The following is a 14,783-nucleotide window of genomic DNA, read 5'->3' as shown; positions in this document are numbered from 1 at the left end:
GGTTGTCCGCCGACATACCTTGGCTCAGCCCCTCTGCGGCCCCCTCCACGGTGGCCGCGCCCGCCGGAATCGGGTCGGGGGCCCTGGGTCCCGATGAGAAAGTTGGTCATCTCATGCAGTCATCACTCGTGTCGCTGCCGTCTATGGAGAGGGTCCACACGGGGACGCCGGTGGCGGAGGCCGCGGTCCAGGAGGCGGACCTCCTCGGTGCGCAGCGCGTCTTCATCGTGTGCAGCGGAACCCTCAACTCCAAGACGGATGAGATCACGCGCATCACCGATGCGCTCGGATCGCGGTTCGTCGGACTGTTCGACGCCGTCCGCCCGCATGTTCCGCGGGAGGACGTGATCGCGGCAACGAAAGTGGCGGCCGAGGCTCGGCCCGACATGCTCCTGTGCGTGGGTGGTGGTTCGGCGACGGACCTCACCAAGATTCTCGCGGTGATGCTCGAGCACGACGTGCGCGACACCGACGCGATGGACTCCTTCCATGTGCAGGTCAACGAGGACACGTCGGTGTCGGCGCCGGAGTTCTCGCCGCCGAGCATCCCCGTCGTCATCGCCCCCACCACGTTGGCGGGCGGCGAGTTCAACGCGCTGGCCGGGTCGACGGACGAGAAGTCCAACGTCAAGGAGGGTTACGTCCACCCGGCGATGACCCCGAAGGCCGTGATCCTCGATCCCGCCCTCACGCGCCACACCCCGGAGTGGCTGTGGCTCTCGACGGGTGTCCGCGCGCTCGACCACGCCTTCGAGACGCTGGGCTCGCTGAAGTCGAACGGCTACTACGACGGCATGGCGATGAACGCCATCCGCCTGCTCTCGGAGGGGCTGAAGCGGGTCAAGGAGAACCCGGAGGACATGGACGCCCGGCTGATGTGCCAGGTGGGCGCGTGGTCCTCGATGGTCGCCATCGTGGCGGGCCTCGATATGGGCGTCAGCCACGCCGTGGGCCACGCGCTCGGCGGGTCGTTCAAGGTGCCGCACGGGTACACCTCCTGTGTGATGGCCCCGCACGCGCTGGAGCACAACCGTCCCGTCAACGAGCACAGGCAGGCTCTGATCAGCGTGGCGTTCGGGCAGCCGGACCGGCCCGCCCACGAGCTCGCCGCCGAGCTCATCCGCGAGCTCGGAATGCCGCAGACGCTGACGGAGGTCGGGTTGTCCGAGGAGGATCTTCCCGATCTGGCGATGTACACGTTCAAGGACATCTGGTGCGGCACGAACCCCAACCCGATCGCCGGTGCGGACGCCCTGGTCCCCGTGTTGCGGCGTGCGCTCTGACGCCGGGAGTGGCGCACTGACGAGACCGGCCCACTGACGAGAACGGCCCCCGATCACCTGAGGCAGGTGATCGGGGGCCGGTCTCGTCGTACCCGCGCAGCGGTCAGCCGTGGCGCAGGATCCCGCTGACGATGTAGTCGATGTAGGTGTCCACCAGGCCGTCGACGTCGTGGTCGTCCCGGAGCCACCAGCTCACGCCGTTCATCAGGTCCAGGGCGGCGACGGACGCGCGCAGGGGGTCGGCCACGTGGAATTCGCCGGCCCGGACTCCCGCGGCGACGACGTCGCGGACACGCCGCTGGTAGTACTTGCGGTAGTCCACCACGACGGCGCGATGCTCGGGCGTCAGTGCGGCGAGCTCCCGGAGGCTCACCAGGTGCTCGACCCGGTGGACGGCCAGGTGGCGCAGGTGGACGCCGATCAGCCTGGTCAACCGCTCCGCGGGCGACCCGGGCTCGTCGAGGACGACGAGGTGTTCCTCCACCGGGACGCGGGTCATCGTCAACGCGATCGCGTAGAGGATCTCCTCCTTGGACCCGAAGTGGTTGTAGAGACTCGCCCCCTTGATGCCGACGGAGTCCGCGATGCCCCGCATGCCGGCGGAGTGATAGCCCTCGGCGGCGAAGTACCGGGCGGCCGCGGTGAGGATGGCGTCGCGTCGGCTGCCCGGGGCGGGTGCGGAGTCCCCGTCGCGGCTCGTCGAGATCGAGGGGGCGTGGTCGGTGTTCAGCGTCTCAGTCCTTCGCGTACTGGCGGCGCAGCTCCCTCTTGAGGAGCTTGCCCTGGGGGTCCACGGGGAGCTCGTCCACAATGGTGATCTCCTTGGGGACCTTATAGCCCGCGAGGGAACTCTTGCAGTGATCCCGAAGTTCGCCGCCGGTGATCCCGCTGCCCGGGCGGGCGATCACGAACCCGGTGACCGCCTCTGACCAGCGCTCGTCGGGCAGTCCCACAACAGCGGAGCGCACCACGTCGGGATGCTCCTGAAGCACGCGCTCGACCTCTTGGGAGGAGACGTTGTATCCGCCGGTCTTGATCATGTCCTTGTTGCGGTCGAGGAAGAACAGGTTGCCCTCCGCGTCGCGCCGGACGATGTCCCCGGTGTGGACCCACCCGCCCTCCAAAACTGCGGCGGTCTTCTCGGGTTCCTTGAAGTACCCGGCCATCACTGACGGCGTGCGGCACAGGAGCTCGCCGCTCTCGGCCTCGGCCCCGTCGGCGTCGACGACCTTGACCTCGAGGTGCCCCACGGGCTTGCCGATCCAGGTCGGGTCCTGGTCGGGGACGTCCTCGAGCTGCTTGAACCAGCCCACTGAGCCCAGCTGGGTCAGTTCGGACTGGCCCCAGTACGTTCCCCAGATGGACCGGGGTGCGGCGTGGTGCCACGCGTCGACGGTCCGGGGCAGCACCTGGCCGCCGTAGGTGAGGCAGCGCTCGACGGTGCCGACGGTCTCGGGGCCGAAGTCGGGGTGGTCCGCGAGCGAGAGGAAGAAGGTGGGGGTTTGGGCCAGGACGGTGATCTGTTCGGTCCTGATCATGTCCAGGGCAACGGCGGGGTCCAGGCTTGCCGGCAGGACGAGCGTCGCGCCCAGGAGGAGCAGCGAGGTCAGGGAGCCGATCCCCGCGATGGTGTGGAACGGCATGACATAAAGCCAGACGTCGTCGTCCCGGCAGCGCAGGCCCCAGGTGTAGGCCGGTGCGGTGGAGATGAGGTAGTTGCGGTGGGGCAGCATCACGCCCTTGGGGGCGGCCTCCGTTCCGCTGGTGTAGACGATCATCGCGAGGTCATGCTCGTGCACGTCGCAGTCGGGCTCGGAGTCCGATGCGACGTCGAGGAGGTCTCGGAAGTCCCGGTGGCCGGGGGCGCCGTCGATCACGATGAGTTCCGGGCGGGACGTGAGTGGCTCGAGCGCCGCGGTGAGGACCGGCAGGAATTCCGCAGCCACGACCATCGCGGCGGGCTTCAGGTGTTCGATCTGCTGGCGGACCTCGGCCTCGCCGAAGAGCACGTTGATCCCGGAGTAGGCGGCGCCGACCTTGAGTGCGCCGTAGTAGGCAGTCACCGACTCGACGCGGTTGCGGGCCATGACCGCCACCCGGTCTCCGCGGGTGACACCCAGGTCGAGCAGCATGTGGGCTGCCCGGTTGGCGTCCGCGTTGAGGTCGCCGTAGGTGGTCACGGTCCGCTGGCCGTCGCTCGCGTAGGCGACGATGGCGGGCTTGGCCGCCCGGCTCTGGGCGTGGCGTCGGAGCTGGTCACCCAGGGTGGCGCGGCCCAGGAGCGACGACTGGTGTGCCGTCAGGGTCCGGCCGCCTGATGTCTCGGCCCGTGATGCCTCGGTCGTCGGGTTCATGCTGGTGGCGCCTTTCTGCTGAAGAGCTCGATCCCCGGCGATAGTGGCTGACGATCGTTAGTATGACTTGGCTCATAGTGGCAGTCGGAGAAAACTCCGTCAAGCGGGTCTCTGGCGCGGAGCTATCGCGATTCCGGCGATGTCTAGCCGTCGTGACTAACTGCTGTTAGTCTCGCTCGTTATGAACAGCATCAGCGAACAGTATCGGTCCCGACTTCGATCGGCAGTGCGTGGCGGCAACATCCCGACCATGCTCGCCGTCCTGCTGGAACTCACCGGCGACGAGCGGTGGAAAGCCGACCGTTTCCAGCCAACCCGCAGCCGGGGCATGGACGACAATGCGACCGGCGGGCTGCCCGAAGAGATCCGTGCGGAGGTCCAGCAGGGTCTGGTCGATGCGGTCGAGCAGTGGTGGGGGACGGGCAGCCCTGCCCGACGCACCTTGTCCGCCGCGGAGGTCGGTGAGATCCTCGACTTCACCTGCGGCGAGGAGGTGCCTGCGGATTTCGGTCCGATGATGGCCGAGATCGTCCACGGGCCGCGGCCGAAGGTCCCGGCCGGGCGGCAGGACGACCGTCTGCACGCCGTCGTGATCGGCGCCGGCATCGCCGGGATGCTCGCCTCGGTCGAGCTGACCAACGCCGGGATCCCGCACGTGATCCTGGAGAAGAACGACGACGTCGGTGGTTCGTGGTGGGAGAACCGCTATCCGGGCGCCGGGGTGGACACCCCGAGTCACCTGTATTCGATCACCTCCTTCCCACACAACTGGTCCACCCACTTCGGCAAGCGCGACGAGGTCCAGACCTATCTCGAGGACTTCGCGTCGGTGAACGACATCCGCCGGCATGTGCGCTTCAACCACGAGGTGACGCGCGCGCAGTTCGACGAGGACCGTCAGGTCTGGCACGTGACGGTACGCGGGCCGGGTGGCGAGTCGGAGATTCTCGACGCGCCGGTGGTAATCAGCGCAGTCGGGCTGTTGAACCGCCCCAAGATGCCGTCGATCCCGGGGATGGACGACTTCGGGGGTCGCCTGTTCCACTCCGCTGAATGGCCTTCCGAGCTCGACGATCCCGACGCGCTGCGCGGCAAGCGCGTGGGCATCGTGGGCGCCGGCGCGAGCGCGATGCAGATCGGTCCGGCGATCGTGGACCGGGTCGGCTCGTTGACCGTCTTCCAACGCTCGCCCCAGTGGATCGCGCCCAACGACGACTACTTCACCACCATCGAGGAGGATGTCCACTGGTTGATGGACCACGTCCCGGGGTACCGGGAGTGGTACCGGGCGCGGCTGTCGTGGATCTTCAACGACAAGGTGTACCCGTCCCTACAGATCGACCCGGAGTGGGAGGAGCCCACCGTGTCGATCAACGCCGTCAACCACGGTCACCGCCGGTTCTATGAGCGGTACCTGCGGGAGCAGTTGGGCGATCGCGACGATCTCATCGAGGCGTCGCTGCCGCAATACCCCCCGTTCGGCAAGCGCATGCTGCTGGACAACGGCTGGTTCGCGATGCTCCGCCGGCCGCACGTGGAGCTCGTCCCGCTGGGCGTCGATGCGGTGACCCCCACCGGCCTGGTGGATTCCGAGGGGCAGGAGCACGAGCTGGACGTCATCGTCATGGCCACGGGGTTCCAGAGCGTGCGGGTGTTGTATCCGATGGACATCGTCGGCCGGTCGGGTAAGTCGACGGCCGAGATGTGGGGCGAGCACGACGCCCGCGCCTACCTGGGCATCACCGCCCCGGACCTGCCGAACTTCTTCATCATGACCGGACCCAACACGGCGATCGGCCACGGCGGCAGCTTCATCACCATCCTGGAGTGCCAGATCCGGTACATCATGGACGCGATCGAGCTCATGCGCAGCCGGGACCTCGGGGTGCTGGAATGCAGGGCCGAGGTCAACGATGCCTACAACGAGGCGGTGGACCGCCAGCACGGGCAGATGGTGTGGACGCATCCCGGCATGGAGAACTGGTACCGCAATCCGGACGGGCGAGTCGTGGCCGTGTTGCCGTGGCGCATCAACGACTACTGGAGGATGACCTACCGGGTGGATCCTGACGATTTCCACCTGGAGCCGGCGCGCGCCCTGGCCGGGCAGCAGAGGTGAGCGCCACCAACCCCGCCGCCACCCCGCACGGCGGCCCGCTCTCGGGCGTCCGGGTCGTGGAGATGGAGGCGATCGGGCCGCTCCTGCACGCTGGCATGATGCTCGCCGATATGGGCGCGGACGTGGTGCGGATCGTGCGTCCGCCGCGCGGGGCGGACGATGACGGGGTCACCGACCCCAACGCCGGGATGCTGCGAGGGCGCGCCGAGCTGCAGGCGGATCTCACCGATCGGGCCCAGTTGGACGCGGTCCGTGACCTCCTGCGTCACGCCGACGTGCTGCTGGAGGGCAGCCGGCCGGGGGCCATGGAGAAGCTGGGCCTCGGTCCGGATGTCCTGCTCGCCGAGAATCCACGCCTGGTCTACGGCCGGATGACGGGCTGGGGCCAGGAGGGGCCGCTCGCGCGCCGCGCCGGGCACGACGTGAACTACCTGGCGCTCGCGGGTGCGTTGGAGCCGCTGGGGCCGGCGAACGGTCCGCCTGTTCCCCCGGTGAACTACGTAGGCAACTTCGGCGGCGGGTCGATGTTCCTGCTGGTGGGTGTGCTGGCCGCGCTCCATGAGCGCGAGCGCACCGACAGGGGCCAGGTGGTGGACGCCGCGATGGCCGACGGCGCGAGTTCCCTGACCTCCCTCCTGCGTTCGTGGGAGCACGCCGGCCGGTGGTCACCGCGTCGGGGGACCAATCTGCTTGACGGGTCGGCGCCGTTCTACCGTGCGTACGAGTGTGCGGACGGTCGGTTCGTCGCGGTCGGCGCGTTGGAGGACGTGTTCTACGAGCGCTTCCTGGGCGGGCTGGGTCTCGATCCGGCGGACCTGGCCGATCGATGGAACCCCGAGAACTGGCCCGGCCTGGCCCAGGTCTTCTCGGGCATCTTCGCGGGTCGGGACCGAGACGAGTGGGCCGCGTTGTTCAAGCACCTCGACGCCTGTGTCACCCCGGTGCTCACGCTCCACGAGGCGACCCTGCACCCGCAGGCCACCGAGCGCGCGGGCTTCGTGGAGGACCAGGGGTTCCCCATGCCCGCCGCGGCACCGCGCCTCGCCTCGTCCGAAGGCGCGGCGCCGCCGCGGGTCGACGCCGATGTCCGCACGGTGATGTCGCGCTGGAGCGCCGACGGCGTGCCGCGGGTCTGAGGGCGACGAGCCACTGGCGTAGCTCAGCTAGCCACCCGGCCGGCTCGCTACGCGCCCGCCCCGGAGCCCGCGGCGGCCACTACAGATCGCCGGGTAGCTTGTCGCGGCGGATGTCGCGCCATGAGGGTTGGCGCATGTGGCCGTCGTCGGTGAAGCCCTGATGGCGGACCTCCACGACGAGCTTGGGCAGGACCCAGATGGCGTCGCGACGGGCGTCGGTGGGCAGTTGCTCGACGAAGGGGCTGGTTTTGCGCCGCAGCGGTTCGAGCTCGTCGAGCAGGGCGCGGGCCTGCTTGTCGGTGAACCCGGTGCCGACGCGGCCGATGTAGGCGAGCCCCGTCTCGGCGGGCAGGCCCAACAGCAGGGAGCCCAACGAGCCGGCGCGGCCGCCCTTGCCGGGCCGCCAGCCGCCCACCACGGCCTCGGTGGTGGTGAGCAGCTTCTGCTTGAGCCATGCCTTTGACCGCCGACCCGACTCGTACTTCGAGTCGCGGCGCTTGGCGACGATGCCCTCCCAGCCGTATTCCTCGGCTTCGGCCAGGGCGCGGTCGCCGGGGCCTCCGAGCACCTCGGGCACGTGCACGCGGTCGACCGAGCGCATGGCCGGCGCGAGCAGGTCCAGCACCTCCCGGCGACGCTCCCACGGCTGCGACTGCAGGTCCACGCCGTCGACCTCGAGCACGTCAAAGACGAACAGTTCGACCGGCGGCAGTGACGAGTCCTTGCCCTCCGCGGCGGCCTGCTTGGCCAGTGAGGCGAAGTCGGGCACGCCGTTGGAGTCGGGGATGACCAACTCCGCGTCGATCACCGCGCGTTTCTCGAGAGTCTCGGCGAGACCGGGGAAGCCGTCGGCGAGCCAGTCCATGGAGTTGCCGTTGCGGCTGACCAGGCGGGTCTGCTCGCCGTTCGTCGCCACGGTCACGCGGTAGCCGTCCCACTTTCCCTCGAACGCCCACGTGTCGTCGGGAAGTCTAGTGACCTCGGCGGCCGTGGGGATCATGGGGAGCGGCGGCACGTCGGGGCTCGTGGCGCGGTCGGATCGGTCGGTGGAACGCGAGCGCGCCTTGCCGTCGGAACCATCGGAGTTGCCGGAGCCGCGTGCCCGCTTGTCGCCCTCGGGGTACCGCGATTTGGGGTTGTCGCGGCCGCCGTAGAAGGAGTCCGGCGACTGGTCCTTCATGTACTGCACGATCCATTGGTTCTTCTCGGCGCTCGTGCGCACCAGGACGTACCGGCCGGAGACTTTCTTGCCGTCGAGCCACACGATGATCTCGTCCTCGCGCCACTTCTCGCACTCGTAGGTGCCGCGGTCCCAGATGGTCATGTGCCCGGCGCCGTACTCGCCCTTGGGGATGGTGCCCTCGAATGTCTCGTAGCCGAGCGGGTGGTCCTCGGTGTTCACCGCGAGCCGCCGGTCCTTGGGCTCGGTCGGCAGGTTCTTGGGCACGGCCCACGAGGCCATGACGCCGTGGTGCTCGAGCCGCAGGTCGAAGTGCAGGCGGCGGGCGTGGTGCTCCTGGATAACGAAGATCGGTCCGTCGCCTCCTGAGCGATCGGTTTCGACCTCACCCTCGAACGGCTCCGGCGTCTTCCGGCGATCCCGCTTGCGGCGGTACTCCTCGAGACTCGTCACCACGGCGTTGGCGCTGGTGGGGCCGGCGTCGCAGCCCTCGACGTCGGTCGAGCTGGTGGCGGCGGGCTCGGGGTCCTCATCATCTGACGACGATGAGCTCTTCTTGCCGCTTCCCGATTTCTTGGCTCGCGATGCCGAGTTGGATGACGACGCCGACTTCTTGGCGGGGGCCTTTTTCGCCGTCGTCTTTGTGGCGGGTTTCTTCTTGGCAGCCCCTGAGCCTGAGCGCCCGAGCCCGTCGAGGAGGTCGCCGTCGGAGTCCAGCCGCCCCAGGACCTCGTCCCAGTGCAGGTGCGTCAGGCCGCCGTCGCCGAGTTCCTCCCACGAGCGGGGCGCCGCCACCCACGGTTCGGCCCGCCCGCGCAGGGAGTAGGGGGAGACGGTGGTCTTGGCGCCGCTGTTCTGGCTCCAGTCGACGAACACCTTGCCGTCGCGGATGGAGCGCTTCATGGTGGCGGTGACCAGGTCGGGAGTCTGCTTGGCCAGTGATTGCGCGATCTGCTTGGCCACCTTGGAGGCGCTGGCGGCGGTGACCGCCTTGTCGAGGCGAGCGTAGAGATGGATGCCCTTGGACCCTGACGTCACCGGGAAGGAGTCGAGCCCCGCCTCGGAAAGGAGATCCCTGACACGCAGGGCCACCTTCGCCGTCGTATCCAGATCCACGTCCTCGCCCGGATCGAGGTCGATCACGATCCGGCGCGTCCGGCCCGGCTCGTCGTTCTCGAGGGTCCACTGCGGCACGTGCAGCTCGAGCGCGGCCTGCTGCGCGAACCACGCCAGCGTCGCGGGGGAGTCGAGCACCGGGTAGCGAACGGTGCGCGAGGAATGCTCGATGGCGACCCGCGGTACCCAGTCGGGCGCATGCTGGGGGAGATTCTTCTCGAAGAACGACTTGTCCTCCGTGCCATCGGGCCAGCGCTTGCGGGTGACCGGCCGGCGGCCGGCGTACGTCATGAGCAGCGGCGCGATGGCCAAGTAGTACTCCAGCACCTCGGCTTTGGTGGTGCCGGTGGTCTCGTAGAGCACCTTGTCGGGATGGGTGAAGCGCACGGTCTGCCCGTCGACCTCCACCGATTCCTTCTGCCCGTTGCTAGCCATGGCCCCACTCTCGCATCTGCGTCCGACGCCGGCGACCGGCATCGGTCCTACACAGGAGTCCTCTCCGCCGGCATCTTCCTGGGCGGGCGCGGAACGAACCGAGACACCCGCTCCACGACCCGGGCGTACTCGGGACGACGTTCGAGACTTCGCTGCTCCATCATCGGGATACTCACCGCCAGGAACATCGCCACCATGGCGGCGACGCCCGAGAACACCCACCACGCGCCGGGGTGGGCCGCGAAGCCGAACAACGCCATCGAGAACCAGATCCCGCACTCGCCGAAGTAATTGGGATGCCGGGACCACGACCACACCCCGGCGTCCATCACCTGGCCCGGCGTGCGGGTGGCGAGGAACCGATGCATCTGCAGATCGGCGATCGTCTCCAGGGCCAGCGCGGCCACGCCCACGACGAAGGCGACGACGTCGAGCCACCCGAGCGGCTCGCCGGCCCTTGTGGCGACCACATAGACCGGGATGAGACCCGCGAAGACCTGCAGGGTCGGGAAGACGTGGATGCCGAGCAGATCGGCGGCGAACTCGAAGCGGCCGGCCTTCGCCCGGACCATCGGGTACCGCCAGTCCTCGTGGTGCATGCCGGGGAAGGTGCGGATCCAGTTCGCGGTCAGGCGCACCGCCCACGCCAGCAGTACGGCCATCATCAGCCACCAGCGGGCGTCGTCCACCTTTGCGTCCGCGGCAACCCACCAGTAGAAGGTCAGCAGCGGCGGAATGACCGACCAGTAGGCGTCGTAGAAACTCGAGTTCCCGTAGATCCGGCTGGCCGCGAAGACCACCAGCGTGGCGATCAGGTCGGCGATCAAGCCGTCCAGCCACAGCCGGCCGGTGTCCGGCCCCCACGTCAGCCAGGCGAGTCCCGCGGCGACGGCGATGACGTAGGCGACCCCGATCCGTAGAAGTGACGCCCCTCGGCCCATGGGAGGAGGGTAATGAGCGCCGCCCGCCCCGGCCGGCGAAACGGTGGAATCTGGTGCGACACGGCGGCTCCGCGCCTGGCGGTGTCGAGAACCCGATAGCGGTTCCGTCCCCCTGGTGAAGCGACCACACTGGGTCACACGACCCGAGGAGGACCGTCATGGCCAAGTACCTGATGCTCAAGCACTACCGGGGTTCCGCCCCCGAGCAGCCCACCTATCCACCCATGGCCGAGTGGACGCCGGAGGAGGTGGCCGCGCACATCCAGTACATGAACGACTTCGCTGCCCGGTTGGAGGAGTCCGGCGAGTACGTCGACGCTAACGCGCTGTCGGAGTCGGGGGCGTGGGTGCGGTTCGACGGCGAGGGGCGCCCGCCGCTGACGGACGGTCCCTTCGCCGAGACCAAGGACCTGATCGCCGGCTGGATGGTGATCGACGTGGCCGGCTACGAGCGTGCCGTGGAGCTGGCGGGCGAGTTGTCCGCGGCCCCGGGGCCCGGTGGCGAGCCGATCCGCGAGTGGCTCGAGTTGCGGCCACTGCTCACCGGTATGGGGGAGGTCGAGGGCTGAGCCTGTGGATGATCCGGATCTGCGGGCGCTGACCCCGCAGGTGATCGGCGTCCTCGTCCGGCGCGGGGCGGACTTCGCGACGGCCGAGGACGCCGTGCAGGAAGCGCTGGTCGAGGCGCTGCGCACCTGGGCCGTCGATCCGCCGCGCAACCCCCGCGCCTGGTTGATCACGGTGGCGTGGCGCAGGTTTCTCGACGCGACCCGGTCGGAGGCCGCCCGTCGGCGGCGCGAGGAGGTGATCGAGGCCGAGCGTGCGGGTGAGGCGGCGGGGCCCTTGGTGGATGACACCCTGTGGCTGTACTTCCTGTGCGCCCACCCATCGTTGCCCGTGCCCTCGGCCATCGCGCTGACACTGCGCGCGGTGGGCGGCCTGACGACTCGCCAGATCGCCCGTGCGTTCCTGGTGCCGGAGGCGACCATGGCGCAGCGCATCAGCCGCGCCAAGCGCACCCTCGCCGGCCGACGTCTGGACCGGCCCGGCGACGTGGCGACCGTGCTGCGGATTCTCTACCTGGTGTTCAACGAGGGGTACACCGGGGAGGTGGATCTGGCCGCCGAGTCGTTGCGACTCGCGCGCCAGCTGTCGAGGTCGATCGACCATCCCGAGGTTCGGGGACTGCTGGCGCTCATGGTGCTGCACCACGCGCGCCGGGCGGCCCGGACGGACGACCACGGCGAGCTTGTGCCCCTCGCCGAGCAGGACCGGAGCCGGTGGGATGAGGGCGCGATCGCCGAGGGCATCGCGATACTGCAGGCGGCGCTCGCGCGCGACCAGCTGGGAGAATACCAGGCGCAGGCGGCGATCGCCGCATTGCACGCCGACGCCCCGTCCACCACCGAGACGGACTGGGTGCAGATCGTCGAGTGGTACGACGAGCTGCTGGCCCTGCGTGAGACCCCAGTCGCGCGGCTGAACCGGTCGGTGGCGGTGGGGCACGCCGACGGCGCGCACGCCGGGCTGGCCGCTCTGGCCGAGGTGCCGGAGACGCTGCCCAGGCGCACCGCGGCACAGGCGTATCTGTACGAAATGGCCGGGGACCGCGCGCGGTCGCGCGAGCTCTACCGCCGAGCGGCCTCGGAGGCGACCTCGTTGCCCGAGCAGCGGTACCTCGCACGGAAGGCGGGCGAAGGCACGGGGGCGCCATGACCGACGCGAGCGCGCTATGCCCGTCCGGCTGCCCCGGGCCCCGATCCGGCGCATACTGCCCCCATGCGATCCATCTGGAAGGGCGAGGTCTCCTTCGGCCTGGTGAACGTGCCGGTCAAGGTCTACGCGGCGACGGAGGACCACGATCTGCGGGCGCGGCAGGTCGACAAGAACGACGGCGTGCGGATCCGCTACAAGCGGGTGCGTGACGACAACGGCGACGAGGTCGAGTACGGCGACATCGCCAAGGCGTACGAGTCCGACGAGGGCGAGATGGTGATCCTCACCAAGGAGGACCTGGCCAGCCTGCCCGTCGAGCAGAACCACGAGATCGAGGTCACCGAGTTCGTGCCCGCCGATCAGGTGGACCCGGTGGCTTTCGACAACGCCTATTTCCTGGAGCCGGCATCGCGCTCGAATCGCGCGTACATCCTCATGCGTGAGGCTCTCGAGTCGACTGATCGGCTGGCTATCTGCACGTTCACGCTGCGCAACCGGACCCGCCTGTGTGCTCTACGGGTGTATAAGGACGTATTGATGCTGCAGACGCTGCTGTGGCCGGACGAGATCCGCCCGGCGATCCTCGAGGGGCTGGACAAAGAGGCCAAGGTGCGGCCGCAGGAGGTCAAGATGGCGGCGTCGCTCATCGAGACCATGGCGGCGGATTTCGAGCCGGAGAAGTACGAGGACGACTACCAGAACCAGCTCAAGGAACTCATCGAGGCCAAGGCCGCCGGTGGTGAGGCGTTCACGGTGGAGGAGCGGGAGAGCTCCGACGACGACGGAGACGACGAGGTCGCCGACCTCCTCGCCGCCCTGCGCGCGAGCGTGAAGGACCGCGGCGGGGACGTGGATGAGTCCGACGACGACAAGACCGACGACGACAACGGTTCCGGCTCCACTAAAAAGGCAGCGGCCAAGAAGAGTGCCAGGTCGTCCACCAAGAAGGCCCCGGCCACGAAGTCTGCGGAGACGAAGCCTGCCGCGAAGAAGCCTGCGGCGAAGAAGTCAGCCGCAAAGAAATCCACGGCCAAGAAATCGACGGCGTCGAAGTCGACCGCCAAGAAGGCCCCGGCAAAGAAGTCGGCCTGATGACCGGCCGGCCCGTTCCCGACCCGGCCGCCGAGCTGGCCGACCGCGCGGCGGACCTTCTCCCGTGGCTCCGCGAGCTCTATCGCCACTTCCACCGGCATCCGGAGCTCAGCATGGCAGAGCATGCGACGGCGGACCGGATCGAGCGGGAGCTCACCGCGCTGGGGCTCGAGCCGCAGCGCATCGCCGGGACGGGTGTCGTGGCGGTCATCGGCAACGGCGAGGGGCCCACGGTCCTGGCCCGCGCGGACATCGACGCACTGCCGATCGAGGAGGACACCAGTCTGGAGTACGCCCCCCAGGCTCCCGGCGTGATGCACGCGTGCGGCCACGACGCGCACGCGGCGGCGTTGCTGGGTGCTACCCGCATCCTGGCCGAGCATCGTGACGTGTGGTCGGGCACTTACATCGCGGTGTTCCAGCCGGGGGAGGAGACGGCCGCCGGCGCCCGGGCGATGGTCGACGGCGGCCTGCTCGAACGGGTCCCGCGGCCGGATGTGGCGCTGGGTCAGCACGTCATGCCGACCGCGGCCGGCACGATCGGCACCGTGACGGGCCCGGTCCTGTCGGCCGGCGATTCGCTGAAGATCACGATCCACGGCCGGGGCGCGCACGGTTCGATGCCGCACACGGCGGTGGACCCGGTGGTGGTGGCGTCGTCGATCGTCCTGCGCCTGCAGACCATCGTCTCGCGTGAGGTGGAACCGGGGACGTTCGCGGTCGTGACGGTCGGTTCGATCTCCGCGGGCGCCAAGGCCAACATCATCCCGGACTCGGCCGAGCTGCTGCTCAACATCCGCACCTACGACATGGCGGTGCGCGAGCAGGTGATCGCGGCGATCGAGCGAATCGTCCGCGCGGAGTGTGTGGCGGCCGGGTCCCCGGCCGATCCGGACTTCCTCTACTACGACCAGTACCCGCTCACCCGCAACGACCCCGCGGTCACGGACACGGTCACCGAGGCCTTCGTCGACCACTTCGGCGCGCGAGCGGTGTACGAGGCCGGTCGGGTCACGCCGTCGGAGGATTTCTCCCTGATCCCGGACGCGTTCGGTGTGCCGTACACGTACTGGACCGTGGGCTCGGTGGACCCGGACCGCTACCGGGACGCGCTCTCCCGGGGCGCGGTGGGTCGCGAGATCCCGGCCAACCACTCGCCGCGCTTCGCGCCGCTGGAGGTGCCGACGCTGCTCACGGCCACACGCGCTCAGGTGGTGGCGGCGCTGGCCTACCTGGGCGCCGAGCTTCCGGCCGTGGCGGTACGCCCGAATGGGGGCTCCGAGCAGACTTGACAGTTGTGAAGTCGCAGATGTGTGGCTACCCTCGGGTTAGTCGGTGGCGAAAGCTGATATCCCCCCGCCAGCTGTCGCCGACTCTGCAGCGATGTGCGGATGCCGCAGACCCGCCCCCC

General features: G+C 69.1%; 11 protein-coding genes. 7 read left to right on the top strand and 4 right to left on the bottom strand.

The annotated features are described in order from the left end of the window. Positions 1 to 113 precede the first annotated feature (113 nt). Positions 114 to 1,283 (top strand): iron-containing alcohol dehydrogenase, encoded by a 1,170-nt coding sequence (locus tag K3888_RS01380; protein WP_230928429.1) that lies wholly within the window; start codon positions 114 to 116, stop codon positions 1,281 to 1,283. A gap of 103 nt (positions 1,284 to 1,386) precedes the next feature. Here the strand turns inward: K3888_RS01380 and K3888_RS01375 are convergent, their stop codons facing one another. Together K3888_RS01375 and K3888_RS01370 are read right to left on the bottom strand one after the other, a co-directional pair. Then, positions 1,387 to 2,013 (bottom strand): TetR/AcrR family transcriptional regulator, encoded by a 627-nt coding sequence (locus K3888_RS01375; RefSeq protein ID WP_269074692.1) that lies wholly within the window; start codon positions 2,011 to 2,013, stop codon positions 1,387 to 1,389. A 4-nt stretch (positions 2,014 to 2,017) separates the two neighbouring features. Continuing rightward, entirely contained in the window at positions 2,018 to 3,637 is a 1,620-nt protein-coding gene (locus K3888_RS01370) for a class I adenylate-forming enzyme family protein (protein WP_230928428.1), read from the bottom strand. A gap of 250 nt (positions 3,638 to 3,887) precedes the next feature. Here K3888_RS01370 and K3888_RS01365 point away from each other — a divergent pair, with 250 nt between their 5' ends. Continuing rightward, on the top strand, positions 3,888 to 5,756 hold the full coding sequence (locus K3888_RS01365) for a flavin-containing monooxygenase (protein WP_372459518.1): 1,869 nt from the start codon (positions 3,888 to 3,890) through the stop codon (positions 5,754 to 5,756). Further along, the gene (locus K3888_RS01360) at positions 5,753 to 6,892 is read left to right on the top strand and encodes a CaiB/BaiF CoA transferase family protein (RefSeq protein ID WP_308281871.1); all 1,140 of its coding nucleotides are present in this window, start codon (positions 5,753 to 5,755) and stop codon (positions 6,890 to 6,892) included. Before K3888_RS01365 ends, K3888_RS01360 begins: the two co-directional genes overlap by 4 nt. A gap of 79 nt (positions 6,893 to 6,971) precedes the next feature. On the opposite strand, the gene K3888_RS01355 is transcribed toward K3888_RS01360, so the two are convergent. Further along, complete coding sequence (locus K3888_RS01355) at positions 6,972 to 9,623, bottom strand: ATP-dependent DNA ligase (protein WP_230928426.1); 2,652 nt, start codon at positions 9,621 to 9,623, stop codon at positions 6,972 to 6,974. Between the two features lie 47 nt (positions 9,624 to 9,670). Beyond that, positions 9,671 to 10,564, bottom strand: coding sequence for a DUF1295 domain-containing protein (locus tag K3888_RS01350; protein WP_230928425.1), 894 nt, complete (start codon positions 10,562 to 10,564; stop codon positions 9,671 to 9,673). 158 nt (positions 10,565 to 10,722) lie between these two features. On the opposite strand from K3888_RS01350, the gene K3888_RS01345 reads away from it, so the two are divergent. From K3888_RS01345 to K3888_RS01330, 4 genes are all read left to right on the top strand, one after another. Continuing rightward, positions 10,723 to 11,133, top strand: a complete 411-nt coding sequence (locus tag K3888_RS01345) for a YciI family protein (protein ID WP_230928424.1) — start codon at positions 10,723 to 10,725, stop codon at positions 11,131 to 11,133. Between the two features lie 4 nt (positions 11,134 to 11,137). Further along, positions 11,138 to 12,280: an RNA polymerase sigma factor gene (locus K3888_RS01340; RefSeq protein ID WP_230928423.1), complete on the top strand. Its 1,143-nt coding sequence runs from the start codon at positions 11,138 to 11,140 to the stop codon at positions 12,278 to 12,280. 63 nt (positions 12,281 to 12,343) lie between these two features. Then, a complete protein-coding gene (gene ku / locus K3888_RS01335) occupies positions 12,344 to 13,372 on the top strand; it encodes a non-homologous end joining protein Ku (protein ID WP_230928422.1) in 1,029 nt (342 codons plus the stop codon). Next, the gene (locus K3888_RS01330) at positions 13,372 to 14,664 is read left to right on the top strand and encodes an amidohydrolase (protein ID WP_230928421.1); all 1,293 of its coding nucleotides are present in this window, start codon (positions 13,372 to 13,374) and stop codon (positions 14,662 to 14,664) included. Before ku ends, K3888_RS01330 begins: the two co-directional genes overlap by 1 nt. Positions 14,665 to 14,783: the final 119 nt, after the last annotated feature.

The sequence above is a fragment of the Dietzia aurantiaca genome (assembly GCF_021033825.1).
GTDB classification, from domain to species: Bacteria; Actinomycetota; Actinomycetes; order Mycobacteriales; family Mycobacteriaceae; genus Dietzia; species Dietzia aurantiaca.
The sequence above is the reverse complement of the archived record's forward strand: the minus strand, read 5'-3'. Positions and strand labels throughout refer to the sequence as shown.